21 protein-coding genes and 2 pseudogenes are annotated in these 26,157 nt (G+C 49.9%); 18 read left to right on the top strand and 5 right to left on the bottom strand.

Going from position 1 to position 26,157, the window contains the following annotated elements; translation table 11 throughout:
* The first annotated feature begins 92 nt into the window (after positions 1 to 92).
* The 9 genes and pseudogenes from ACX9GV_RS09585 (at position 93) to ACX9GV_RS09545 (ending at position 9,272) form a co-directional block, all read left to right on the top strand.
* On the top strand, positions 93 to 1,607 hold the full coding sequence (locus ACX9GV_RS09585; RefSeq protein WP_473197877.1) for a carboxypeptidase M32: 1,515 nt from the start codon (positions 93 to 95) through the stop codon (positions 1,605 to 1,607).
* Between the two features lie 121 nt (positions 1,608 to 1,728).
* Complete coding sequence (locus ACX9GV_RS09580) at positions 1,729 to 2,430, top strand: creatininase family protein (RefSeq protein ID WP_473197876.1); 702 nt, start codon at positions 1,729 to 1,731, stop codon at positions 2,428 to 2,430.
* A complete protein-coding gene (locus tag ACX9GV_RS09575) occupies positions 2,421 to 3,509 on the top strand; it encodes a ketopantoate reductase family protein (protein ID WP_473197875.1) in 1,089 nt (362 codons plus the stop codon). The genes ACX9GV_RS09580 and ACX9GV_RS09575 overlap by 10 nt, the downstream gene beginning before the upstream one ends.
* Positions 3,506 to 4,252, top strand: a complete 747-nt coding sequence (locus tag ACX9GV_RS09570) for an SDR family NAD(P)-dependent oxidoreductase (RefSeq protein WP_473197874.1) — start codon at positions 3,506 to 3,508, stop codon at positions 4,250 to 4,252. The genes ACX9GV_RS09575 and ACX9GV_RS09570 overlap by 4 nt, the downstream gene beginning before the upstream one ends.
* A gap of 68 nt (positions 4,253 to 4,320) precedes the next feature.
* Positions 4,321 to 5,346, top strand: a complete 1,026-nt coding sequence (locus ACX9GV_RS09565; protein ID WP_023490260.1) for an ABC transporter permease subunit — start codon at positions 4,321 to 4,323, stop codon at positions 5,344 to 5,346.
* 24 nt (positions 5,347 to 5,370) lie between these two features.
* Entirely contained in the window at positions 5,371 to 6,288 is a 918-nt protein-coding gene (locus tag ACX9GV_RS09560; protein WP_037385388.1) for an ABC transporter permease, read from the top strand.
* 9 nt (positions 6,289 to 6,297) lie between these two features.
* Positions 6,298 to 7,272 (top strand): ABC transporter ATP-binding protein, encoded by a 975-nt coding sequence (locus tag ACX9GV_RS09555; RefSeq protein WP_473197873.1) that lies wholly within the window; start codon positions 6,298 to 6,300, stop codon positions 7,270 to 7,272.
* Positions 7,269 to 8,237 carry a peptide ABC transporter ATP-binding protein gene (locus ACX9GV_RS09550; RefSeq protein ID WP_023490263.1) on the top strand — a complete coding sequence of 323 codons (969 nt, stop codon included), beginning with the start codon at positions 7,269 to 7,271 and terminating at the stop codon, positions 8,235 to 8,237. The genes ACX9GV_RS09555 and ACX9GV_RS09550 overlap by 4 nt, the downstream gene beginning before the upstream one ends.
* 52 nt (positions 8,238 to 8,289) lie before the next feature.
* Positions 8,290 to 9,272, top strand: a pseudogene (locus ACX9GV_RS09545) (isoaspartyl peptidase/L-asparaginase family protein).
* A 594-nt stretch (positions 9,273 to 9,866) separates the two neighbouring features.
* On the opposite strand, the gene ACX9GV_RS09540 reads toward ACX9GV_RS09545, so the two are convergent.
* Positions 9,867 to 10,262: a hypothetical protein gene (locus ACX9GV_RS09540; protein WP_023490287.1), complete on the bottom strand. Its 396-nt coding sequence runs from the start codon at positions 10,260 to 10,262 to the stop codon at positions 9,867 to 9,869.
* Between the two features lie 319 nt (positions 10,263 to 10,581).
* On the opposite strand from ACX9GV_RS09540, the gene ACX9GV_RS09535 reads away from it, so the two are divergent.
* Entirely contained in the window at positions 10,582 to 12,222 is a 1,641-nt protein-coding gene (locus ACX9GV_RS09535) for a DUF4139 domain-containing protein (RefSeq protein WP_473197872.1), read from the top strand.
* A 300-nt stretch (positions 12,223 to 12,522) separates the two neighbouring features.
* On the opposite strand, the gene ACX9GV_RS09530 is transcribed toward ACX9GV_RS09535, so the two are convergent.
* On the bottom strand, positions 12,523 to 13,290 hold the full coding sequence (locus ACX9GV_RS09530) for a CDP-diacylglycerol diphosphatase (protein WP_473197871.1): 768 nt from the start codon (positions 13,288 to 13,290) through the stop codon (positions 12,523 to 12,525).
* A gap of 336 nt (positions 13,291 to 13,626) precedes the next feature.
* On the opposite strand from ACX9GV_RS09530, the gene ACX9GV_RS09525 reads away from it, so the two are divergent.
* From ACX9GV_RS09525 to ACX9GV_RS09505, 5 genes are all read left to right on the top strand, one after another.
* The gene (locus ACX9GV_RS09525) at positions 13,627 to 14,742 is read left to right on the top strand and encodes an RNA ligase RtcB family protein (protein ID WP_473197870.1); all 1,116 of its coding nucleotides are present in this window, start codon (positions 13,627 to 13,629) and stop codon (positions 14,740 to 14,742) included.
* Positions 14,739 to 15,356 carry a peptide chain release factor H gene (prfH, locus tag ACX9GV_RS09520; RefSeq protein ID WP_473197869.1) on the top strand — a complete coding sequence of 206 codons (618 nt, stop codon included), beginning with the start codon at positions 14,739 to 14,741 and terminating at the stop codon, positions 15,354 to 15,356. The genes ACX9GV_RS09525 and prfH overlap by 4 nt, the downstream gene beginning before the upstream one ends.
* A 36-nt stretch (positions 15,357 to 15,392) precedes the next feature.
* Positions 15,393 to 16,112 (top strand): RNA ligase family protein, encoded by a 720-nt coding sequence (locus ACX9GV_RS09515; RefSeq protein ID WP_473198013.1) that lies wholly within the window; start codon positions 15,393 to 15,395, stop codon positions 16,110 to 16,112.
* Positions 16,096 to 17,208 (top strand): AAA family ATPase, encoded by a 1,113-nt coding sequence (locus tag ACX9GV_RS09510; RefSeq protein ID WP_473197868.1) that lies wholly within the window; start codon positions 16,096 to 16,098, stop codon positions 17,206 to 17,208. Before ACX9GV_RS09515 ends, ACX9GV_RS09510 begins: the two co-directional genes overlap by 17 nt.
* A gap of 264 nt (positions 17,209 to 17,472) precedes the next feature.
* Positions 17,473 to 18,306, top strand: coding sequence for an alpha/beta hydrolase family protein (locus ACX9GV_RS09505; protein ID WP_473197867.1), 834 nt, complete (start codon positions 17,473 to 17,475; stop codon positions 18,304 to 18,306).
* A gap of 87 nt (positions 18,307 to 18,393) precedes the next feature.
* Here ACX9GV_RS09505 and ACX9GV_RS09500 read toward each other — a convergent pair whose 3' ends face one another.
* Positions 18,394 to 19,023 (bottom strand): YiiX family permuted papain-like enzyme, encoded by a 630-nt coding sequence (locus ACX9GV_RS09500; protein ID WP_473197866.1) that lies wholly within the window; start codon positions 19,021 to 19,023, stop codon positions 18,394 to 18,396.
* A 488-nt stretch (positions 19,024 to 19,511) separates the two neighbouring features.
* On the opposite strand from ACX9GV_RS09500, the gene ACX9GV_RS09495 reads away from it, so the two are divergent.
* The 3 genes from ACX9GV_RS09495 to ACX9GV_RS09485 are packed head-to-tail and all read left to right on the top strand — an operon-like array spanning position 19,512 to position 23,241.
* Positions 19,512 to 20,942, top strand: a complete 1,431-nt coding sequence (locus tag ACX9GV_RS09495; protein WP_473197865.1) for an alkaline phosphatase — start codon at positions 19,512 to 19,514, stop codon at positions 20,940 to 20,942.
* Positions 20,943 to 20,992: 50 nt separating this feature from the next.
* Positions 20,993 to 22,519 (top strand): alkaline phosphatase, encoded by a 1,527-nt coding sequence (locus tag ACX9GV_RS09490; protein ID WP_473197864.1) that lies wholly within the window; start codon positions 20,993 to 20,995, stop codon positions 22,517 to 22,519.
* Positions 22,516 to 23,241 (top strand): hypothetical protein, encoded by a 726-nt coding sequence (locus ACX9GV_RS09485; protein ID WP_473197863.1) that lies wholly within the window; start codon positions 22,516 to 22,518, stop codon positions 23,239 to 23,241. Before ACX9GV_RS09490 ends, ACX9GV_RS09485 begins: the two co-directional genes overlap by 4 nt.
* A 291-nt stretch (positions 23,242 to 23,532) precedes the next feature.
* On the opposite strand, the gene ACX9GV_RS09480 is transcribed toward ACX9GV_RS09485, so the two are convergent.
* Positions 23,533 to 25,578, bottom strand: coding sequence for a bifunctional 2',3'-cyclic-nucleotide 2'-phosphodiesterase/3'-nucleotidase (locus tag ACX9GV_RS09480; RefSeq protein WP_473197862.1), 2,046 nt, complete (start codon positions 25,576 to 25,578; stop codon positions 23,533 to 23,535).
* Between the two features lie 347 nt (positions 25,579 to 25,925).
* Positions 25,926 to 26,123: pseudogene (locus ACX9GV_RS09475) on the bottom strand (4-hydroxyphenylacetate permease); the annotation flags it as partial.
* Positions 26,124 to 26,157 lie beyond the last annotated feature (34 nt).

Genomic DNA, 26,157 nt, shown 5'->3' with positions numbered 1-26,157 from the left:
TTTATATCCTACCGTAGTTTCTAAACGTTAACGCCTTATTAATCCATCCCCCTTAATCAAGGGGGATTGGATCATCATTGTTAGGAAACAACATGAGCCATACTGCATTAACCGAACAGGTCTCGCGCCTGAGTGATTTGCTGAATGTAATTAATTTATTAAATTGGGATGCCAGCACCGGAATGCCAAATGGTGCAAGCCTGCATCGTGGGCAACAAATTGCCACTCTCAGTAGCTTGGCTCAAAATATCATCCTCTCCAGCGAGTTCGCCGCTGCACTGGCTGAAGAGCAAAAAAGTGCTGATTTAACCCTGCACCAGCAGCGCTCACATCAGGCATTAACTCAGGCAATAGCCCATTATAAAAAGGTGCCTGCCAGTCTGGTGATCGAACAAGCACAACTGGTGGCGGTGGCTGAAGTGGCTTGGCGTGAAGCCCGGGCGCAGAATAAATTCCACCTGTTTCAGCCCTATCTGGAAAAGATTGTTGATTTAAAACGTCGCTTTGCTGATGCGGTTGGCTATGAAAACCACCCTTATGAGGCGTTGACCCACGAGTACGAGCCCGGCTTGACCGTACCGGCACTGAAAACGCTGTTTGCCCAGTTGCAGCAACGTCTATTACCACTGGTAAAACGGGTTCATGCCGCCCCAAAGCCAGATAATGCCTTTTTACACCGCCACTTCCCGGTGGCTCAGCAGCGTGAACTTTCCACCCAATTGGCGGCAATGATTGGCTATGACTTCCAACGGGGCCGCCTGGATACCACCACCCATCCATTCGAAATCTCCATCACCCGTGAAGATGTGCGGATTACCACCCGCTTTAATCCGCAATTTATCAACGCCGGGTTATTTGGCACCTTGCATGAAGCGGGTCATGCCATTTATGAGCAGAATGTTTCCCCGGCGTTGACGGGCACGGCATTAACTCTGGATCTGTTTGGCCTGTATGCGGTGGCGGGTGCCAGCTATGGGGTGCATGAGTCGCAATCACGCCTGTGGGAAAACCGCGTGGGCCGCTCACTGCCGTTCTGGCAAAACCATTATGCCACTTTGCAGCACACCTTCCCGGGGGTACTGGACGATATTTCACTAGAGCAGTTCCACCGAGCCATTAACCGCTCTGAGCCTAGCCTGATCCGTGTGGAAGCGGACGAGCTGACTTATGACTTCCACGTTATGTTGCGGGTTGAAATCGAGATGGGGTTGATGGATGGCAGCTTGCGCGTTGCAGATCTCCCCGCGTTCTGGGCAGAGAAAATCCAGGCTTATCTGGGGATAAAACCGACCACCGACACGGACGGGGTACTGCAGGATATTCACTGGTCAAAGGGCATGATTGGTGCGTTCCCTACCTATACCTTAGGCAACGTCATGGGGTCACAATTTATGGCTGCGGCACAGCAACAGCAACCCTCATTAGAGCGTGAATTAGCTCAGGGGAATTACGCGCCGCTCAAGGATTGGTTGACGGAAAATATTCTGCAACATGGCCGCACCTATTTACCTCATGAACTATTGCAACGCGTTACCGGAAATGGGCTGGATGCCACCCCCTATCTGGATTACCTGGAACAGAAATTTACCACGCTGTACCCCATTTAACGCCAGCCTATTAAGGCAAGTCCTGCCTGGTGGAGAGGGCGGAGCAGGGAAGTTTAACCGCTTCACTCCGCTCCTTCGCTATCGGCAGAAGGTTAGCCACGTTTAACCAGAGGGAGAAGTAATGAAAATTGCAGATATGAACTGGATGCAGATCGAAAGTTATCTACAACAGGACGACCGCGTTGTGGTGCCGCTGGGCAGTATTGAACAGCATGCTTATTTAAGCGTCGCCGTGGATATGATCCTGGCGGAAAAAGTGGCGCTAGATGCAGCAGAACCGTTGGGGATCCCGGTTTATCCGGCGATACCTTTTGGTGTCACCCCTTATTTTGCGGCTTTCCCCGGTACCGTTTCTTTACGGGTCGAAACCTATGTACGGCTGATCCACGACTTGCTCGATAGCCTGGCCCGTTCGGGTTTCAAACGTATCGTGCTGGTGAATGGCCATGGCGGCAATCAGCCGGCACATAGCGCGGCCACTGAATGGATGCTCAGCAATCCCGACGTTAAAGTGCGCTTCTATAACTGGTGGAATGCGCCCAATACCTTAGCCAAGGTCCGTGCGGTGGATCCGACCTCTTCCCATGCCTGCTGGATGGAGAACCTGCCTTGGACGCGTTTGGCCCATGCACCTTGCCCCGATGCCCGTAAAGCCCCCATTGACTATCAGCGTTTCCACGTGATGAACGCTGAACAGGTTAAAGCCTATCTGGGGGATGGCAATTTTGGTGGCTACTATCAGCGCCCTGAGGAAGTGGAGCAAGCCATGTGGCAGATTGCCGTTGCTGAAACCCGCGAGATTTTGGAAGGGCCATGGCAATGAGTGATTCACCGATTGTGATTTGGGGCGCCGGTGCCATGGGGGGCACGTTGGCTGCCTATTGGATCCGCGCCGGTAAGTCCGTATTGCTGGTGGACAATAATCCCGCGCATGTCGCGGCGATTAACCAACAAGGCTTACGCATTAGTGGTCCGATAGAAGAGTTTGTCGTCAGTGCCAAGGCGGTATTACCGGAGCAGCTTTTTACATCCGGTGCGCAGGGTGAAAGGGTTGCTGAACAATATCCGCGCATCTTCCTGTGTACCAAAGCCCAGCATACCGAAGCGGCCTGCCGCACATTGGCCGCGCATCTGGCACCAGAAGGTGAAGTAGTCTCGGTACAAAACGGCTTGAATGAGCTGATTATTGCCGACATTGTCGGTGAATCACGTTGTATTGGCTGCTTTATCAACTTTGGCGCCGATATTCTCGAACCGGGGCATATTCATTATGCCGGGCACGGCGCGGTGGTGGTCGGCGAACTGAACGGCACCTTGACGCCTCGGTTGGCTGATATTCACCATCTAATGCAGCTATTTGAGCCCAACGCGCAGCAAACGACGCAGATCTTCAGCTATTTATGGGGAAAGTTGGGCTACGGAGCCATCTTGTTTGGCACTGCCTTGACCAATGAATCCATTGTCGATGTGCTGTCACATCCAGATTATCGTGCGGTTTTGATTGCCATTGGTAAAGAGGTTTGCGCCGTTGCTGAGGCCGCCAATATTCCGTTGGAAGGCTTCAACGGTTTTCATCCCCCGGCTTTCCGTGCTGATGCTGCCATGGCCGACAGTAACGCCTCAATGGATGCCATGGTGGAATTTAACCGTCGCTCGGCCAAAACCCACAGTGGTATCTGGCGTGATTTAGCCATCCACAAACGTAAAACCGAAGTGGATCAACAACTGGGAGTGATCGTCGCTAAGGCGGCTCAGTTAGGCATTGCGACCCCATTGTTGCAGGCGGTCATCACCGGTATTCATCAGATTGAACAAGGTACAGCGTTGTCGTGGAGTAACCTCGATCAGGTAGCGGCACTGCTCAATCCATCGTTTTCCAGCAGCACAAGGAGTGACCAATGAAGGCAGATTTTACCGGGCAGACCATCATCGTAACCGGTGCAGCGCAGGGCATTGGCCGGGCGATAGCCCAGTCTTTTGCTGCCGCTGGCGGAAAAGTGTGGGTTTGTGATGTTGACGCCGAGACCCTAGCGGTCACCCAGCAAGCGTGCGGAAGCCAAGCACAGGCTCGCACGGTGGATGTGACGGTTCAGGCCGACGTTAATGCGTTTGTAGCGGAAGTGGGCAAGGTTGATGTGTTAGTCAATTGTGCCGGTGGGGTACGCGGCCAAGAGGGGCAACCCCTGGAGAGCGTGACGGCACAGCAGTGGCATGCCCTGTTTCAGGTCAATGTGGATAGCGCCTTCTGGTTTGCCCAAGCGGTAGCACCGGCGATGAAAGCCGCCAACTATGGTCGGATTATCAATATTTCCAGTGGTGCGGGGCTGGGCGTCAGCCTGACCGGTATACAAGCCTATGCGTCAGCAAAAGCGGCACAAATCGGTTTGACTCGCCAACTCGGTCATGAATTGGGGCCATTTGGTATCACGGTTAACAGCGTCGCACCGGGGTTTGTGCGTTCTAACCCCAGCAGTGAGCGCCAGTGGCAAAAATTTGGTGAAGCCAAACAGCAGGTGATTCTTAATCAAATCGCCACACGCCGTTTGGGCACCGGAGAAGATATCGCTAATGCCGTGCTGTTTTTTGCCGCGCCAGAATCTGGCTGGATATCCGGGCAAACGCTGTCGGTAGACGGTGGTAAATAACGCATTGAGCTTCACCCGGTACGGTAGCGCGTCACGCCTGCCGTACCTAGCTAGCAACAGGGATAGCGATGATTAAATTTATTATCAAGCGGTTACTGATGTTGATCCCAACGTTTATTGGGATCACCTTGATTACCTTTATGCTGGTCCACCTGATTCCCGGTGACCCGGTGGAGATTATGATGGGGGAACGGGGCATGGACCCGGCCTATCATGCGGAAATGCTGAAAAAGCTCGGCTTGGATCTGCCGTTACCCCAGCAGTATTTCAATTATCTGGTTAACCTGGCCCATGGTGACTTAGGCATCTCGTTAACCTCCAATGAGACTGTGCTGCATGAATTTTTAACCCTGTTTCCGGCAACCTTGGAATTGGCCACTGTCGCGATGATCCTGGCGATTATCGTCGGTATCCCTATCGGCGTATTAGCGGCGGTTAAACGTGGGTCAATTTTCGATCATGGGGTGATGGGGCTGTCGTTAACCGGCTTTTCCATGCCGATATTCTGGTGGAGCCTGATTCTGATCATGTTCTTTTCGGTACAACTGGGCTGGACGCCAGTATCGGGGCGGATTGACCTGGATTTTGATATTGAACCCCACACCGGGTTTATGCTCATCGACTCCTTGATTGCCCAATTCCAGGATCCCGAAGCCAATCAGGGGGCGTTCCTTAATGCCCTTAAACACCTGATCCTGCCTTCGATTGTGCTGGCTACCGTGCCACTGGCGATTGTTTCACGGATGACACGCTCGTCCATGCTGGAAGTACTGCGTGAAGATTATGTGCGCACCGCTTATGCCAAGGGCTTATCCCCCATGCGGGTAATTTTCGGCCATACCTTGCGCAATGCGTTGATCCCGGTATTAACCATTATCGGTTTAAGCGTCAGCTCATTATTGGGTGGGGCGGTGATGACGGAAACCATCTTCTCCTGGCCTGGCATAGGTAAATGGCTGATCGAAGCGATTGGCCGGCGTGATTATCAGGTGGTTCAGAACGGCATTTTACTGGTAGCGACACTGGTCATTATGACCAACCTGATTGTGGATATTTTGTACGGTGTGGTTAACCCCCGCATTCGTCATGCTTAACAGGACCTGATGATGGCTCAGACTATGTTGAATAATCTCGATGCTACGGTAGAACAGGACGATATTTCTGGTAGCTACCCCTCGCCGCTGAAAGAGTTTTGCCAGAGCTTTTTGTCTAATCGTGGTGCCACGGTAGCGCTCTGCTTTATGTTAGTGGTATTGATTGCCGCAGTTTTTGCCCCGTGGTTAGCGCCTTATGATCCGATTACCCAATATCGCGATCATCTGATGCAACCACCCATGTGGGAGGCCAATGGCAGCGCCGCGTTCCCATTAGGGACCGATGAAGTGGGCCGCGATATTCTTTCCCGTCTGATGTATGGCGGTCGTTTATCGCTGTTTATTGGTTTTTGTGCTGTGCTGTTTGCCTTGATCCCTGGCGTACTGCTCGGTTTACTGGCGGCGTTTTACCCCCGGTTTATCGGCGTTGCCGTGATGCGCTTAATGGACATCATGATGTCGATGCCTACGCTGTTGCTGGCTGTCGCCATTATGGCGGTATTGGGCCCAGGCTTACTCAATGCGATGATTGCCATCGCCATTGCCTCACTGCCCGGCTATGTGCGCTTGACGCGTTCCTCAGCGATGATGGAATTGCATCGGGACTATGTCATGGCGGCCCGCGTCGGTGGCGCAGGGACGTTACGCCTGATGTTTTTCACCGTGTTGCCAAACTGTATGGCCCCGCTGATTGTGCATATGACCATGAGTTTCTCTTCTGCCATTTTAGAAATTGCCGCTCTGGGCTTTTTGGGGTTAGGCATTCAGCCGCCACAGCCTGAATGGGGAACCATGCTGGCTTCAGCGCGTGAATATATGGAGCGCGCCTGGTGGATTGTCACCATGCCGGGTCTGACAATTTTGTTATCGGTGGTCTCCATCAACCTGATCGGTGATGGTCTGCGTGACGCATTAGATCCTCGACTCAAGCAGGCAGGATAAGGTGAACACATGAGTCTGTTAGCTATTCGCAATCTTTCTGTAGAATTTGGGGCGCGGGCCAAACCTTTTCGCGCTGTTGAAAATGTGAATTTAACCGTCGAAGAGGGAGAAATCGTCGGGATTGTTGGGGAGTCAGGTTCCGGTAAATCGGTCACTATGATGGCGATGATGGGATTGCTGGAAAAGCAGGGGCGGGTGTCTGCCGATACCCTGAGCTTTAACGGTAATGACATGTTGCGCATGTCACCCCGTGAACGCCGCAAAATCATTGGCAAAGATATCGCCATGATTTTTCAGGACCCGATGTCATCGCTTAATCCTTGCTATACCGTGGGTCGGCAAATTATGGAAGTGCTGACGTTGCACCATGGCTTGAAGGGGAATGCGCTGCTGGAGCGTGCCATTGAATTGATGACCCTGGTGGAGATCCCTGATCCTGAGCGCCGTTTGGCGGCTTATCCGCATCAGTTATCTGGCGGCATGAGCCAGCGGGTGATGATCGCCATGGCCATTGCCTGTAAGCCTAAGCTGTTGATTGCCGATGAACCAACCACCGCGCTGGATGTGACCATTCAGGCGCAAGTGATGGAGTTGTTATTAAACCTGCAGAAAACCCAAGGCATGGCGCTGATCCTGATCACCCACGACTTGGCGGTGGTGGCGGAGATTGCCCATAAAGCGGTGGTGATGTATGCCGGGCAGGTGGCCGAAGTGTCGGCGGTGCCTGATATTTTCCGTCATCCGCACCATCCTTATACCCAAGCGTTGCTGAAATCGATCCCTGAACACAGTAAAGGGACGGAACGGCTATTTACCTTGCCAGGGATTGTGCCTGGGCAATATGACCGCCCAGCAGGTTGCCTGTTGGCTCCCCGTTGCCCTTACGTCAAGGAACAATGCCGCACGCAGCGGCCTGAACTCACGGTTACGGATCACTATGCCGTCAGGTGTCATTTTCCTCTCAGCGCTGAAGGTCAACCATGAAAACAATATTACAGGCCACCGATCTGACTCGTCATTATCAGGTGGGGCAAGGTTTTTTGAGTAAACCCCAGTGTGTCAAAGCCCTTAACGGGGTCAGCTTCTCACTGGAAACGGGGAAAACTCTGGCAGTGGTGGGGGAGTCCGGTTGCGGTAAATCGACCCTGGCGCGCCAGTTGACACTGATTGAACCGCCCACTTCAGGTTCACTGGTGTTGGATGGTCAGGACGTGGTGGGGGCCAATGACGCCCAGCGCAAAGCGATGCGCAGCAAAGTGCAGATGGTATTTCAAAACCCCTATGCCTCGTTAAATCCGCGCAGCAAAATTGGCACCCAACTGAGTGATCCGCTGGTGATTAATACCTCACTCAGTGCTAAAGAGCGTGAAGAGCGGGTGCGAATGATGATGATGAAAGTAGGGTTACGCCCGGAGCATTATCAGCGCTATCCACACATGTTTTCCGGTGGCCAGCGGCAGCGGATTGCCATCGCGCGTGCCATGATGCTCAACCCTAAAATTGTTATTGCTGATGAACCCACCTCGGCGCTGGATGTGTCCATTCAGGCCCAGGTGCTGAACCTGTTTATGGATCTTCAAGCTGAGTTTAATACCACCTATGTGTTTATCTCCCATAACCTGTCAGTGGTGGAGCACGTCGCCCACGATGTGATGGTGATGTATCTGGGGAAAGCGGTTGAAATTGGCAGTAAAACCTCGCTGTATGAACAGCCGTTGCATCCTTACACCAAAGCATTACTATCAGCGACGCCGACGATTCATCCAGAAGATCGCAAGATAAAAATCAAGATCACCGGTGAGTTACCTAGCCCGCTGAATCTGCCTTCTGGCTGTGCTTTCCATAAACGTTGCCCATTTGCCGATGAACGCTGCCAGCATGAAGAACCGCAGTTACGCCACTTTGGCAATACGCAGGTGGCTTGTCACCATGTGGAGCGTATTAATTAACTGATTTTCGTCAGCGACGGCCAAGAATTCTTATTGTTATTAAGGTGTTAAAATGGATGTTATCAAGCCGGTTATCGTGATTCATGGTGGCGCAGGTACCATTAGCCGCCACGCAGTCAGTGCCGAGAAAGAGCAGGAATACCATGCGGCGCTGCGCCATATTTTGCTGGCGAGCCAGCAAATTCTCACCGCCGGGGGGAGCGCTGTTGAGGCAGTCACCCTGGCAGTGACGATGTTGGAAGATTGTCCGTTATTTAATGCGGGGAAAGGCGCAGTGTTTACCCATGCGGAAACCCATGAGCTGGATGCCGCAATCATGCGTGGCGAAGATCAGCAAGCTGGCGCGGTTACTTGTGTCAGCCATCTCAAAAACCCCATCAAGGCGGCTCGCGCGGTGATGGAGCATAGCGATCATGTGCTGTTTGTTGGGGAGGGCGCCGAAGCCTTTGCCCAGCAACACGCGTTGGAATGGGTAGAAAGCAGCTATTTTTCTACCGAAGCCCGGCGTGAGCAGCTTTATCGGGTGAGAGGGAGTCAGGGGGAAGCGTTCTTGATCATAGTGGCGAAGCGTTAGCCGCAGCGCCAGCCCAAGGGGCCAGCCCGATTAATGAAGATAAAAAATTCGGTACCGTAGGTGCTGTGGCCCTTGATCATCAGGGTAATCTGGCAGCAGCAACCTCCACCGGTGGTATGACCAATAAGCAGGTGGGCCGCGTTGGTGATACGCCGATTTTTGGTGCTGGCACCTATGCGGATAATCAGACTGCGGCGGTCTCCTGTACCGGTACCGGGGAATCTTTTATGCGCCAGGTCACCGCCTATGATGTTTGTGCCTTAATGCGTTATGCCGGTTTGTCGCTGGAACAGGCCACCAGTAAAGTGGTGATGGAAAAGCTACCGACCATTGGCGGTGAAGGTGGCCTGATTGCGGTTGATGCACAGGGCAATATCAGCCTGAGTTTTAACAGCGAAGGGATGTATCGGGGCTATGCCTATGCCGGTGCAGAGGATGTTGTCACGGCAATTTTTAAATAGGTCGCGGGCGGGTCATTAAGAAAACCGCAGTAAGCGGCGTACACCCGTTATTATCCAAGTTAAAGCGAATATCGCTACAAGTTGAGTAATGACGGGGATAACTTCCAGTAAATACCCAAGTTCATTCAAGTTGCAGGACAAAACGCATTGCGTTTTGAACAGCGTTGCGCTGGCCCTTTAGGGCGAGGCTTAGTGCCGAGTAACGCGGCAAGCGAGAGAATCCCGATGAGCTTATATGGTTCAGTGATTCGGGTGAACAAGCGTAGCCAACATCGCGGCAGATTCATTGGTTCGGGTATATATCCTCATGTATTATCTCCGTTGCCCGTCAATCTATAATATTGTTGGATAACAAGATCAAAGATGCCTCACCACTATCCCCATCAAGGCGTAGGGCCGGCTTGGATATTTACACTGTTGACAGTTAAAGAAGACTTAGAGTCGAAAAAAAGAGAAACACCTTACCAGCAAGGCGGTTTTTTGGGGTAACCGCATTCGTCAGCTGTGCCACATTCAGTTTTAGGATAGACGGTAATCACTGAACAAATCGGTGATTACCGTCTCTCTGTATCTTCAGTGACACGAAGTAGAACATTACTGGCAATGTTTATCATCGGGCCTAAATTGAACACGAGGCTCGGCATTTTGCGTGAGAGCAATATTAGTACCATCTGCCAGGCACAAGATGGCAAAGGAGAGTTCAGGGACACCTTTAGCTAAGTCGGTAACGGCCATCGCGCTGGCTTTTTCACCTTTCAATTTAACCAGGTAGTGTTCGCAATCGCCATTACATTGAGACGAGGCTGCATACTGACTGAGTCCAAACTCTTCGATGGTGACGTTACCAAGATAAGACTGCACAATACTATTTTGGTTAAATGCTTGGGTAGCATCTTGTTTCAGGCCATACCAAGCCCAAGTGAACAGCCCTGCGGCCACAATAGCAACCACGACCAAAGTTAACAGCATTTTGCGAATCATTGGGTTCATCCCTACCTCATCACTCCTGAAAAAGAAAGAGGACATTATTAGGTTCGACACAATAAAAAGTAAATATACCGCTCATACTGTAAAGTGCATGCAGGCTAGCTACACTGACATATTCGGATTTATCTGAGCGATTTGTCTCACCAGACTTATCATTCTGCTCACAGCGTTAGCTATGCTCTGAGGGATTAATCAATCACATGCATGAGACACCCCTTTTAATTCGGAACAGCGTAAATGCTGTTTAAAACGTAGTGCGTTTTATCAACTAATGTGATTGAATTTGGGTATATTCCAGCTAATAGTTAAGGAAAATTTTAAAATGGCACACCTTTGTGGAAATAGAATAAAGCGTGGCAATAGAATAAAGCGCCTGACGTTATCGCTGTTATTGGCTTGTTCTAGCCAGGTGTGGGCAGAGGCCCAGATACAGAATGTTACCCTGACTGATGCCACGGTTTTTATTCGTGGGGCTGAGTTATTTAACCATAGCCAAGTGACCTTACCTGCGGGTGAAAGTGAAATTATTTTTACCAATATCGCCAGTGAGCTCAATGAGCAAAGCCTGCTGCTTGATGCCGATAATGGTGTGGTGGTGCAATCCTTTAGTCTAAAACGCGATTTCTTGGCGGAGAGCGACTCGGCAGAAGTGCAACAACTGACTAAACAGATTGAATCAGCCCAGAGTGAACAGAGCAAACTGAATGTACAACGGGAAGTGATCAAGTCGCAGCTTGCGGTGCTGGAAAGCAATCGTAAACTGGGCGGGGAAAAAGAGGGCGCTTCCATTGAGCAAATCAATCAGATGCTGGAGTTGGTCAGCCGCCGGGGGAATGAGTTGCTGCTGGCGGATGTCGAACTGCAGGAAAAAATCGCTGTGATTGAAAAAAATATCGCTAAACTGCAAAGCCAACGGGATGATGCACAAGAAAAAAGTGGTGAGGCGGTTAATCAGGTGGTGGTGAAACTTTATACCCCTAAAGCCGTCACCAGCAATCTCAAGTTATCCTATGCCATCCCTGATGCCGGTTGGATGCCCACCTATGATGTGCGGGTTGATAGCATTAATCAGCCAGTCAAGTTGAGCTATAAAGCCAATGTGTTTCAGAATAGTGGCATCAATTGGCACAACGTCAAATTGACACTCTCCAGCGGTAACCCCAGCGAAGGTGCACAAGCGCCCACGTTAGCCCCTTGGTATCTCGATTTGTATCGGGACTACTCTGCCAGCAAGGTGAGTGAGTCGGTTCAAATGGAAGCTCCGGTTGTTGATATGGCGGTGGCAAAGTCTGCGCCAGCCCCAGCACTGGCCAAACGTGCATTGTCTGATTATGTGGTGACAGATACTGGCGGTATTAATAGCCGTTTTACGATTTCCCTGCCTTATAACATTACTTCTGATGGTAAAGGTCATGCGGTATTGATCAAGGAAGCACAGGTGCAGGGGGATTATCGCTATGTGGTGGTGCCGAAAATTGAACCGGAAGCCTTTTTACAGGTTCAATTAAAAGAGTGGGAAAAATTGAATCTGCTGCCAGGCAAATCGAGTATCTTCTTTGAAGACTCCTTTGTCGGCCAGGGATATATCAATGTAGCTGATGCCAAAGAGACGCTGGATCTTTCATTAGGGCGAGACAAGAAGATAATTGTTAACCGCGAAAATGATAAGCAATTTACCGCTAAGCCAGAGTTTTTTGGTAATTCGGTGAATAAACAGTATTCCTATATCACCACAGTTAAAAACACCCGCACAGAACCGGTTAAATTGGTGGTGATGGACCAGGTGCCGCTTAGCCGTGATGCGGCCATTACCGTTGAAGGGCTGAAGTACCCGGGCGCTACCTACGATAAAGACACCGGTGATGTGCAGTGGCTGGTGGAACTGCCGGCGAATCAGACACAAAAATTCACCTTGGATTATACGGTTAAATATCCGAAAGATAAGCAGGTCGCCAATTTGTAATCAGCCGGGGTTATGGTGATAGCCATAACCCCGTTTTTCTGGATGCTCTATTTGGCAGACAATAATCAAAGGATGTAGCAATATGATGACAGGAAGAATAAAAAGAGACCTCCTGGCGACACTGCTACCGGTACCCTTGGCCGTTTTGATGTATTTACCCTTTACTAGACTGTTCGACCAATCTATCTAATTCGAATTGCTTGATAAAACGCGTCGCGACTCGACGAAGTCTGTTATTAGGCAAAGGGTACTGAGGGGGCGTGGCGGCGGCTGCCGCCGATAAATTTGGTGACTGGGATATTAGCGTGGCAGAATCATGCATGTCTTATCCAGTAACGATTCCACTGAAGCACGATTGCCCCGATCCAAACCTCGTTTGGTAGTTAACAAAATAAAGCCTTTTTGCCCTGAAAATGTGCTGGGTATCAAAGCAATGCCATATTCGGCCAATTGTGGTGATGACAAATTGAATCCTTCTGCCACTGACTTGATGGGGTCAATGCCCATCGCAGTAGGCTGCAGGACTCGGCGGGCATAATAGGTATGCTTCAATAAGGTATCTGGCAATGGTCGCCAGTTGTCATCGATATATGGACGTTCAGCCTGTAATTGGCGGTAAACATCTTCACGCAGGCAGGTCAGATGAATATGCAACTGGTTCTGGCTGCGACCATAAGCTGAGTTGAGCGCCATTGCTAACATAGTTTCTGGGATCGGTTTTCCATGTTCAGCTGCCAGTCGGTAACGCATCAACCATGCATAACCGAAGTAATCAATGCGACTATCTACTAAAAGTTGAGGGCTTTCGATACCCGACATTGCCGCGGTCGGCACCAGAATGAAATGATAAGGAAAACGTGGATTTTGGATAATGCTGAAACCTTGACTTTTACCACTAGGAATATAGACCTGCTGGCAGGGAAACGCGCCACGCTTGTGTTGATAGTTGGACATACAGACCTTATCAACCACCGTCCAGAGGGCGTCAGAACGTGAACAACCAACGAGAACGACTACCCCCAGTAGTAACAAACTGCGGAATAAGCAAAACTTCAAATGTTTCTTCATCTTATTTTCCTGTATCAATATGGTGAAGAAAACAAACAGCATAGCTCAAAAACACTTGAAACCCCGTTCCAATCGGTGTAGCCTCGCCACGTTTTTTCCACTCACTCATTTCGCAAGGAGGTATAGCATGAATCATCAACAACTGTTTACCCTTTGCAGGCCCAACCCTCAGGCATAATTTCCCGTCTTTAACAGAGTCGTTCAGATATTGCCAAGGCCTTGGCCTGCCATATTCTAATTAACCCATGCTCTGCATGTTGCAGTACTCAATAAAATGAGTGATTACCTGCAACTAAAATCAGCGTGGGAGAACGAAATTAATCATCAGGATTAGTTATGGGCAATATTATACGCTCTGTTGTGGCACAGGTTTCAGTGATTGCTGCGCCACAGACCTGGATTGAAGGTAATGCAATCCAACAACTTGAAACCACCGCTAAACTTCCGAATATGTTACGTGTGGTCGGTATGCCAGATCTTCACCCTGGGCGCGGTTATCCGGTAGGTGCCGCTTTCTTTTCACAACACCGTTTTTATCCGGCTTTAATCGGTAATGATATCGGATGCGGTATGTCGTTATGGCAAACCGATTTAGCGGTGATTAAACACTCCCCGGATAAACTGGAAAAAAAACTGGGGAATATTGATGGCCCTTGGCAACAGGCGTTATCGCAGAATATAGCGCCGGAATTGGCACCTTATCGCCATGCGTTAGGGACGATTGGTGGCGGTAATCATTTCGCTGAACTGTTGCAGGTTGATGAAATTTATCAACCCGCTATCGGCGTGGATAAAAAGCGCTTATTACTGCTGGTGCACAGTGGTTCACGGGGGTTAGGGCAAGCGGTACTGGCACAACATATTACCGCTTATGGCCACCATGGGTTGCTGGAGGGAAGTGAAGAAGCGCGGCTTTATTTGCAGCAGCATCAACAGGCATTGGATTTCGCGGTGACTAACCGGCAAATCATCGCCCAGCGGATACTGCAACGTTTACGCACCACCGGTGATTGTCTGCTGGATGTTCACCATAACCTGCTGGCTCCGGCCACGGTTGAAGGGGTGGATGGCTGGTTGCACCGTAAAGGGGCGACGCCGGCGGATGAAGGGCTGGTGGTGATCCCCGGCTCACGCGGTGATTACAGCTATCTGGTTAAGCCATTACCCTCTGCGAGCAGCCTGTATTCACTGGCCCATGGCGCTGGGCGTAAATGGATGCGCTCTGAGTGCAAAGATCGTCTATCGGCGCGTTTTACCACTGAACAGTTGGCGCGAACCCGTTTCGGTAGCCGGGTAATTTGCCGCGATCGGCAATTAATCTATCAAGAAGCGCCGGAGGCTTATAAGCCGATCGATAGCGTGATAGAGGCATTACAACAAGCCGGTTTGGTGACACCACTGGCACGGTTGAAACCGGTGCTCACCTACAAAACCCGTGGGGGTGCAGAATGATTTTATTACAGATTTCTGCGGCTCACGGGCCTGATGAGTGTTGTTTGGCGGTGAGCTTGGCGCTGCGACAACTCTGCCATGAAGCGCAGGCTTTGCAGGTAGAGTTGCATGAAATTGAGCGGGAATGGGGCCGCCAAGCCGGGACATTACGTTCCGTGCTGCTTACCCTTAATGGTTCGGCGGCTGAACAGTTGGCAGGGCAATGGTGCGGTACCTTGCAATGGACTTGTGAGAGCCCGTGGCGCAGCGGACGAACCAGAAAAAACTGGTTTATTGGTGTGGCGCGATTTTCCCCACTGACGCTGTCAACGGAGCGTGAGATCAAATTTGAAACGTTGAAGTCCTCTGGGCCAGGGGGACAACATGTGAATAAAACCGAATCGGCGATTCGTGCCACTCACCTTGCCAGTGGGATCACGGTAAAAGTGCAGTCGGAACGTAGCCAACATGCCAATAAACGACTGGCCTGTTTATTGATTGCTCAGCGGCTGGAGCAGAGTGAACAGCAGCAGTGGGCGCAACAACGCGCTCAACGGCGGATGGTTCATCATCACATTGTCCGTGGTGCACCGGTTCGTGTGTTCGTGGGACGTGATTTTACGCCAATCCGCTAAGTGACGGGTTGGCGAGCAGTAATAAGAAGAAACATGATGGAAATACAAAGAAAATATGGCCGGACGTATCATTATCCGTTCTCACCGGGGACCACCAGTGACGATCGGATTAATAAAGCGTACTGGCAAGACTTACAGCTAATTGATTCGTTAATACATACTGAAAAGCTGGATGGTGAAAACAACTGCCTGAATCAATACGGAGTTTTTGCTCGCTCGCATGCAACGCCGACGGTGTCTGCCTGGACTAAGCACATCCGTCAGCGTTGGCAGCAGATTAAACATGATCTGGGTGATATCGAACTATTTGGTGAAAACCTATATGCCACGCACTCCATTGAATATCATGGGCTGGAACAAAGTTTTTACCTCTTTGCTGCGCGTTGCCAGGATCGCTGGCTGAGTTGGGAGGAAGTGAAATTCTACGCAGCACTGTTTGATTTTCCCTGTGTGCCCGAGATCACCTTGGCGAAGCCATGGCAAACGGAGCCTGAATATCGGCTCGCGGTAATGGAACAGGCGATGGGGCCGGGCTGTTTTGCACCTCACGATGTCCATACGAGGTTACCGTGCTCGATGGAAGGGATTGTCACCCGCAACGCGGCTGAATTTCCCGTTGAGGCGTTTTCTCAGCACGTTTTTAAATACGTGCGGAAAAACCATGTGAAAACCGATCGCCACTGGCGGGTTAACTGGCAACGAGCCCGCATGGCGTATGAATATCAACAGGAGGATCACCATGTGGAGCCTGACTAATGATAAACAGTGGGACCGCTTAACGACAAGGTTCCGCTGGGTAGCTGATATGCACCAGGTGCCACAGGACCCACACCATCATAGTGAAGGGGATGTGGCGATCCATACCCAGCAGGTCTTGGGGGCGCTGAGTGAATCTGTGGCGTTTAATGCTTTGCCACCACAGCAACAGGAACTGCTGTGGGCGGCGGCACTGCTCCATGATGTGGAAAAGCGTAGTACCACCCGTATTGAGGCGGATGGTTCAGTGATATCACCTAATCATGCCAAGCGGGGGGAATTGACCACCCGATCAATTCTTTATCGCGACGTTGTCACGCCATTTGAGTTGCGGGAGCAGATTGCCGCGCTGGTGCGGTTTCATGGCTTGCCGTTATGGATAATGGAGCGTCCATCACCCGAACGTGCGTTACTTGCTGCGGCATTACGCGTGGATACCCGTTTATTGGCACTGTTGGCGCGGGCAGATGTGCTGGGGCGTGTTTGTGTGGACCAAGCCACGTTATTGAGCAATATCGAACTGTTTGAGTTGTTTTGCCAAGAGCAGCAGTGTTGGGGAACCGCGCGCACTTTTACCAGTGATTATCAGCGCTACCATTATCTGACACATCCTCAGGCCAGTGCTGATTTTGTGCCTTATGAGCAATTTGACAATCAGGTGACGCTGCTATGTGCGTTACCGGGGATGGGCAAGGATCGTTATATTGCGCAACATGGGGCGGGGCTTGCTACCGTCAGCCTGGATGATATTCGCCGCCAGCACCGGCTATCACCTAGCGATAAACAAGCCACCGGTTGGGTGGTTCAGCAAGCCAAGGCGCAGGCAAAAACGCTGCTACGCCGTGGTGAGCCGTTTATTTGGAATGCCACCAATATTACCCGCCAATTGCGTAGTCAACTGGTTGAATTGTTTGTGGCTTACCGGGCAAGAGTAAAAATTGTCTATCTGGAGGTGCCCTACGCGCAGTGGTTACAACAAAATGCCGGGCGACAACACAGCGTACCGATTAAGGCGATGGAACATATGCTGAGTAAACTGGAGGTCCCACAACTGGATGAAGCGCATGAAGTGGAGTGGCGGGTGCAAGACGCCTGATCAGTGTGCTTAACGAGCGTATTGATGCCCTATGGCAATGCCGCTGTGACGGGGGCGGATTGCCATCACGGTGATTAATGCTCTATCAGACCCTCCTTTATTTTACTGTGGGCCGTTACTTACCTTGACCGACCCGCATTTTACTTTTCAAGTGGCATGAGAAAAGGTGTTTGCTCGGATATACTTAACTACCTGCTGTAGCAGGTAGACGGAAACGAGTAACAACTCGTTGAATTATTGTCTATATCAATAAACATAGGGAATATGATGAAAAAGAAACTGGGTATATTTTTTATTCTGATAATGATGGTAGTCGGTTATGTCACTGCGGCTGATAAAACCAAAATCGCCTATGGTGAAGACCCTAATCAATATGGTGAGCTGTATTTACCGAAAGATAAGGCCAAAGGCTTGGTGGTAATGATCCACGGCGGATACTATCAGCCACAATTTACGCTGAGCTACTTAGACCCAGCCAGCCAGGATTTGGTTGCCCGTGGTTACGCCGTATGGTCGATTGAATATCGCCGCATGACGCAAGGTGGGGGATGGCAAACCACCTCACAAGATATTTTAGCGGCGATTAATCACCTTGATACCCTTTCTGCACAATATGATTTACCGAAAAATATTGTTCTGGTTGGGCACTCTGTCGGTGGGCAATTTGCTCTGTGGGCGGCTTCTCGCGCTACGCAGCCATCAAATACTTTTGGTATGTTAAAACCTAAAATTGCTGGTGTTGTCAGTTTAGCCGGAGTGAGTGACTTGCTGTTGTTGGATAAAGGCCACCGCAGCGCACACAGGGAGACGCCAATTACCCAATTCATTGGTGCCGATCCCGCAGTCTCTTCTGACATCCTTAAGAAAGTTTCCCCGATTGAGTTACTGCCTTTAGGTATAAAACAGATTTTGGTGCACGGAGATATGGATATCAATGTACCGATCGGCGTCAGTTCACTGTATCAAGATAAGGCTATCGCAGCAGGGGATGATGTAAGCATGGTCATTGTGCCATTAGCTGATCACTTTACCTTGCTGGACCCTGCGCTACCATTTTGGAAAGAAACGGTCACCGCGATTGATACCTTGATGAAGTGAGTTTCGTCATAATCAACGTTTGTGATCCCGCGTTATTTGTATTCGTCCTACCGCCCCCGTGATGGGGGCGGATTGCCATCACGGTGATTATTGATCTATCACTGTGACTAATAAGGGGGAATCAAACATCGCTTGCGGTGAGATCACCTGTTGGTTCCAAGGGATCTGCTTGCCATAGCGATCATATAATTTGAATAGCACAATGGGCGTGAAATGAAACTCACTGATCTTTTGCAACTTGCCGATTTGGACGCCAAAAGCGCGATCATAAATTTTCCAAACCAGTTCTGAGCAATACATTTTATTATCTGACCAAGTGAATTGCATATCGTAAGGCAGATTAACAAATTGCTGTGCCTGTTGGCGGATGCGCAGTTGCTGTAGTTCACTAAGCGGTTGCCCACCATTTTTCAGCCGTTTGATAACAAAGTGTTTGCCCTCGCCGCGCGCTATCCAGGCATTTAGCGGGGTATATTTAACCTGACCCGCAGCCTCGAAAACATAAGGTTTGCCATTACGCAGTAAAATGATCCCCATATGGCTATAGGGGGATCCTGTGGCTTGCTGAATGGCCAGACTTTGTGATGAACGAGATTGCTGGAAAATGATATCCCCTTCTTGTAGTTTAGGCAGTTCCTTGGCTTGGCTGACCACGCCGGCCATCAGGCATAATAGACAAACAAAGAATACCCCCAGCCTTTTGTTCAAAAACATCATTTATCTCCACAAAATTCACTTGCAAAGCATATTAGATGGCTTATGTGTGCAGACGGTGAAGTGGGGACGATGTTGAGTTTTTTGGCTAATTATCTGCACCCAATCGCGCTACAGGTGGGCAGGGGAGTCGGCGTTCCTGACCATTCTCGTCTACCAAAAGCGTAAAGTGTCGCGGTATTAGGAACACCTGTTTGATGGTGAAGCTGATATTAGCATTCTGGTAATTAGCGATAATTAACCAAATGGTTGATTCGCACCATTATTCTTCCAGTGACATATTTTTGTCACATATCCCCTCTAATTTATCTGTCTGTAATTAGCATGCGTCAAATGGCAGCGGTGCGAAATGCGACTAGTCATTCAGCTTTTCCTGTGGGTTAGCAGGTACCAACGATATTCAAAGCGAATTATTCAGAGTATCAGCGTTTTCAGACGTTGCCGATTTAACGAAAAACGATATTCACCTGAAGTTTTAATAGGGAGGTTAGATGAAACGAAATAGGCTCAGCCTGGCGATTCTTGGTGTGGTTTTGGCGGTTTCCGGTTGTAACGACAGTGATTCCGTTACCAGCAATGAAACCCCGGTAGCAACACCCACTAAAAATGTGCTGTTTTTTCTGGGTGATGGCATGGGTATTGCGACCCTCACTGCCGCGCGTATTTACAGCGTCGGCGAAGAGGGTGATTTGACCATTGATACTCTGCCGGAGACGGCGTTTGTCCATACCTACTCAAATGATGCCCAGGTTACCGATAGTGCGCCATCCATGTCGGCCTATATGACCGGCGTTAAGACTAATAACGAAGTGATCTCAATGTCACCTGATACCAAGGCCACCAACGCACAGGGCCAACCTTATCAGGTCAAGTATGACAGTACTTGCCCTCCAGACAATGGCCATGCGCTTGAGACGCTGTTGGAAAAAATGAAAGCGGCTAACTATGGCACGGGTGTCGTTACCACCACACGTATTACTCATGCTACCCCTGCAGCGACCTATTCTCATGTCTGCCATCGGGATGCGGAAAACACCATTGCCGCTGCGTTGGTTCCCGGTGGCCCTGGGTTTAACGCCAAGCTGGGGGATGGCGTTGATGTAATTTTCGGCGGTGGAACGCGCAATTTTACACCAGCGACGGCGGGGGGCTCTCGCCAAGATCAGCGTAATCTGGTTGCTGAATTGCAGGCCGCTAATTACCACTTTGCAGCGGATAAACAGCAGTTTGAACAACTGCCGATTGATGGCAGCAAGCTGGTAGGGCTTTTCACCCCCGATCATATGTCCTATGACCTGGACCGCGACCCAGCGCAAGAGCCGAGTCTGGCTGAAATGACCGGAAAGGCTATCGACGCGTTGGTGGCGAAAGATAAGGGCTTTTTCCTGATGGTGGAAGGTGGCCGTATCGACCACGCTCTGCATGCCACCAATGCCCGCCGAGCCTTGCAGGATACCGTGGCCTTTGACGATGCGATAAAAACTGCGCTGGAAAAGATGCAACAGATCGATCCCGGTTTGAAGAATACCTTGATTGTAGTCACTGCTGATCACGACCACACGTTGCAAATGAACGGTTATGCACAACGTACCGGTAAAACTGAGGCGGGTAAACCCGGTGTGCTGGGTGTGGTGAAGAATTATGTTAGTGGTGCCAACTCAAAGGATGTGGACGGTAACCCCTATACCATCATCGGTTTCGGTAATGGTCCTGCTCATCAGGCAACCCGTGGGCCGATCGATGAGCATGATTTGGAAAGTGCCGATTTTCTTCAAGAGTCGGTGATCCCGTTGAAAACAGAAACTCACGGTGGTGGTGATGTTTTCCTTGCCGCGCAAGGGCTGGGTGCTGAGCAGTTCACCGGAACGCTGAATAACGACCAGATATTTAACCTGATTAAACAGGCGATTGACTTACAGTGAATATTCGCACGCGAAGCGTAAATCCCTCTCTTTTCAGAATGAGCAATATCATGAAAAAAAAGCAATCTGTGGGTAAATTCAATAGCTGTACGCTATTTCTGTTGGGTTTGTTATCGCTGACTGCTGGCACTGCCCAGGCGGCCAATGAAGCCAAAAATGTGATCTTTTTCCTGGGTGATGGCATGGGGCCAGTAACGGTAACGGCGGCGCGTATTTATAAAGGCGAGAAACAGTTGGCGGCTCAACCGGGCTCACTGACCAGCAGTGAACGTGCCGAACTGACCATGCAATCGTTGCGTCATGCGGCGCGCATCAAGACTTATTCTAATGATGCCCAGACCACAGACAGCGCCCCGTCGATGGCTGCTTATATGACCGGTGTGAAGGCAAACAATGAGGTGATCTCAATGTCTGCTGACACACAAGCCTATACCGCAACCGGTGATCAGTATATCTCGGGTGAAGACAGCACCTGCCAAGCGGATAATGGTCAGAGGGTCAAAACGTTACTGGAGCTTTCGAAAGCAGCAGGGCGTTCAGTGGGGGCGGTATCAACCACCCGAGTGGGGCACGCAACACCAGCAGCGACCTATGCCCATATCTGTAACCGTAGTGGTTATAACTCTATCGCAGAACAATCTGTGCCGGGTAACCCCAATTATAACAGTTGGTTAGAGGATGGTGTTGATGTGCTGATGGGGGGCGGGCAACGTAACTATTTGCCCAAGTCCGTTAACCCAAGTAGCAAGCGTAGCGATAACCAGAATCTGGTAAATGACATGCAGAGTGCTGGTTACACCTATGTTGACAGCGGTACTCAACTGCGCAACCTCAATACCGGCTCTGTCGATAAACTGTTGGGCTTGTTTGCACAAAGTGAAATGGCTTACGAGCTAGATCGAGTGAATCAGAGTCTGGATCAGCCAAGTCTGGCGGAAATGACCGAAAAGGCGCTTGAGGTGCTCAGCCGTAATGACAAAGGGCTGTTCTTGATGGTGGAAGGGGGGCGGATCGACCATGCTCTGCATGGCAGCAATGCCAAACGCGCACTGGAAGATGTTTTGGCGATGGATGAAGCGGTCAAGACCGCATTGGCGTTTATGGAAGCTAAAGATCCAGGCCTGAAGAACACGCTAATCGTCGTAACGGCTGACCATGATCACTCTATTGCCTTCAATGGCTATGGCAAGATTGGTAACCCGATTTTGGGTAAGGTTTACGATTATCAGAACGGGGAGTTAGCCAAAGCGGCAGATGGCAAACCCTATACTACATTGGTATTCGGTAACGGTGGCCGTCCTAACACTAGCCCTAGTAGCCAGGTCAATGCGGAAGATAACAAGGCCCCTTGGGTTGCTCCAGCACGCGGTGCAGAGCGGGAAGATTTGACTGACGTGGATACCACTCAGGACAATTTCCTGCAGGAAGTGGGTATCCACCTGGGTACGCCGGGTGCAGAAACCCATGCCGGTGGTGACGTGATGCTCTTTGCCGGTGGTGCCGGTTCCCAGATTTTTAAAGGCACCATGGACAACACTAAAGTCTTCTTCAAAGTAAAAGAGGCAGCGGGTTTATGAGTTATTGGCGAAGAGTATTCAGTCTAACGTTACTGATGGTGACCGCATTGCCTTTGGCAGCAACGGCGGAACCGCAGCAGGAGCCACTAGCGGCTGCACCGCCGGTTAACCTGCGGTTGAGTTATGAAAACCGCTCAATTGGGCATGACGGTATCATCCGCGATAGCCGCTATAGCGACTTAATGTATCGCCGTACTGACCAGGTTTGGATCGAACGTGAACTGCCTGAAAACCTGCGTGCCAGCCAAGCACATGGGCATGAAGATCATGCGTCCCCCCATGCGGGTCATGCGCACAGTGAAGCTCAAGGTGCACCTTTGTTGATAAAGCGCGATGCAGCAACCGGGAAGGTCAGCGTACAGGTGATATTAGATGAGCTGCACCGGGTGATTGATGTGGAATTGGCCCATTATGGCAATGTGGGATACGGCGGTTCCTGGCCTGCGGCCTATTGGCTAATCGACCCCAAGGCGTTAAGCCGCATGGAAAAACAAGGTGGAGTGAAGGATGGGGTGCAGCACTACTTGCTGCAAAAAGGGGAACGTACTATCCAGGTTGCTTGGGATGTCGCGGGGCAGTATGCCCGGAGTATTGAGCAACGTGATAGCCATGGCACCTCAATCCAACGCATGACGGCAACCCCGTTTAATGACCCGCAGATATTGCCTTGGCAAAAACTGACGGATTATCAACGGGGAGATTACTCCGACCTGCTCGATTGATCTTGGCATGGTTTAATCAACACGCCATTTTACCAACGCCTCTTCGGGGGCGTTGGTATTAACGCTACCATTCTGATGGGCTTATCTAACAAGCTAAATATCTTATCTATTTTTGCCCTTGCTTTATGTTTTTTGGGTCTATTTTTAATAGTGAAAGAGGTTCATGTAGGAGTGGGGGATATTGTTATTCTAGCTCGAGCTTTCCCGCCGCTACAGCCTGGGATAAATCCAGCTGTAGCGGGGAAAGTTTGCGCTAATAAGCAACAGTAACAGGTCACACTAACCGCTTAATTAATGCAATAAATCAATCTGATACAGGCTCATACCGTTGCCATCATCCGCTTTGTATATACTGATATTTATCAAACCAATGCTCTGCGCGTAGGCCAGCTTATCTGCAGCAGAGCGGAAAATAACGGGGCCAGCAGTGGATACAGGAACAAAACGCCAGCTACGCGCATTGCCATCCTGCACTCGTGCCAAGACGGCCCGGTTCTTGATGTAATTTATCAGCACATTGCGGTTGTTATCCGGTGATGCATAAATAATCCGATCCGCCGTCAGCCCGGGGAAACCGCCGCCACCGGTAGCTCGATAATTGTTGGTGGCAATAATAAATTGCTGGCTGGCATCTATAGTTTTCCCTTTATAGGTGAGCTCAACAATCCGCTTGCCGACCGGTTGTGTGATATCAATTTGATATTTCAAATCATCGGACGTAAACATATCAAAGTTAAAACTGGGAAATGATGTGGTCAGGTTTTGTGCCGCTTCAACAGCAGGATCAATCTGGTTAAAGCGCTCCGCCGATTTTTCCAACCAACCTTTGACAATATCACCCGTGACCAGCACCGCGTAGACCGTATTCGGATAAAGATAGAGATCGGCGGCGTTATAGATAGACAGCTCTCCCGCTTTAACTAACGTAAAATCGCCCACACCAGAAAAGCCCCCCTTAAATGGTGCACTGACGGAAAGGACAGGAATATCGTTATATTCAGGTAGGTTAAGATCGACATAAGCCTTAACATAATCAGCTTGTGCAGCATTCACAATCTGAATGGCAGAGACCTCACCAACATCAGCAAAATAGGTTGTCATATCAAAATCACTCCGTCCAATCGGTGTTTTGACGTAATCAATTACCTCTTCATTAACGGTCTGAATCGCTTGTGAAATTGACGGGTCGCTATCCACATAGGTTTTTGTAGCGGGATCTAATAGCGTTTTGTCCAATTCAACGCGGGTGTTTTCTTTGACGACCTTCCAGCCGGATAGATCATGCTGTAAGGTTAAATGAATCAAGCCTACCGCCTTGCCCCAATAGCTGGCCATCACTGCCGGGACACCATTCAGAAAACCATTTTTACTGTCGACGCCTGGAGCATTACAGTCTCTGCTACTACAGGATGCCAGCGGGAATTCATTGTGGGTATGCCCCATAATGATCGCGTCTATCCCAGGGACTTTCGCCAGATAATAGTTGGCGTTTTCCATCTCTGCTGAGTAAGCACTGGTACTATATCCGCCGTGGGAGAGTGCGATAACCAGATCGGCACCTTCCGCTTTGGCCATTGGCACATATTTTTCGGCAGCTTCAACAACGCCGCTAACGCCTATCTGCCCATCCAACCAGCGCTTGTCCCAGTTCATTATTGGCGGAGGGGTAAAACCAATCACGGCTATTTTGATAGGTAACTGACTTTCCTGACCCTGCGCGTCATAGATTTTCACGCTTTTATTCAGGATGATATAGGGCTTATACAGTGGCTTACCGTCCTTCTGACTCCAGACATTGGATGAGACCAGCGGAAAGTTGGGGCCAACACATTTTTTTTGCTCACTCACTGGGGGCAGTGCCGCGATATTGAAGGTTGCACCGGTAACCTGTGCCAGGTAAGGTAGACCGTAATTGAATTCATGATTACCCAGAGTAGCCGCATCGTAACCTATCTCATCCATCGCTTGGTAAATAGCCAGCTTTTCATCACAGCTGATTGGATTAACCTGCGCCTGATAGTCAGCCAGCGTAGTGCCCTGAATGGTATCGCCGTTATCCAATAGCACAACATTGCTATATTTACTTTTAATTTCACGCAAGAGCGTTGCCGTTCGCTCAAATCCGAAACTCTTGTCCTCACTGAGCTTAAAATAGTCATAGCTCAGAATATTTGCATGAAGATCGGTTGTCGCAGCCAGTGTCAGCTCACCGCTACCGATTGTTGGAACAACGGTGGTATCTGCGTGATGGTCGCTTGAATCACAGGCATTTAAAACTAATACTGAGACAGATAGTAGGGATAGGGAAATGATATTTTTCTTAAAATACAATAACATAATCTCTCCAGAGAAAGGCATGATTTGCACATTGGCTGATGCTTTATAAACATCATTCCATGATTAAATATTAAAAATATAATAATAAAAATCATCTATTACATCGGCATTTCATTTTAATGAATTAAAAAAATAAGTAAATGAACGCAGTGATTAAATAAACAAGAAACTGCTTTCAATTATATTGAATACCAAAATTAATTCGAGCGGTAGCTATGCCGCATGCTCGAATAGAACAGTCAATTGGCCCAGCGGCATCGTAAAATGGCTAAGGGCTCTTAGTCATCCCTCATATGAGCGAGGCATGGCTCGGTTTCTGAGGTATGATCTCCGTTATTGACCCGCTAATATTGAGCAGACAGCCTTAAACCGGGCAAAAAACCAGCCTCTGCAATACCCACCAGCATTCTCAATACATACAGGCTGTTAGGACCGGTAGCGAATATCGTGGCGGTAGATGCCACGCCACAGATCACCATGATAATCGCAATCCAGCACCGTGCACCAACGATCCCCAGTATGATGTTGCTGGGAATGCCGTACACCCTCATTTCCTAGGTGAGAAGTGTGATACAACCC

This window comes from Serratia sp. 25CWL12 (genome assembly GCF_055790885.1).
The sequence above is the reverse complement of the archived record's forward strand: the minus strand, read 5'-3'. Positions and strand labels throughout refer to the sequence as shown.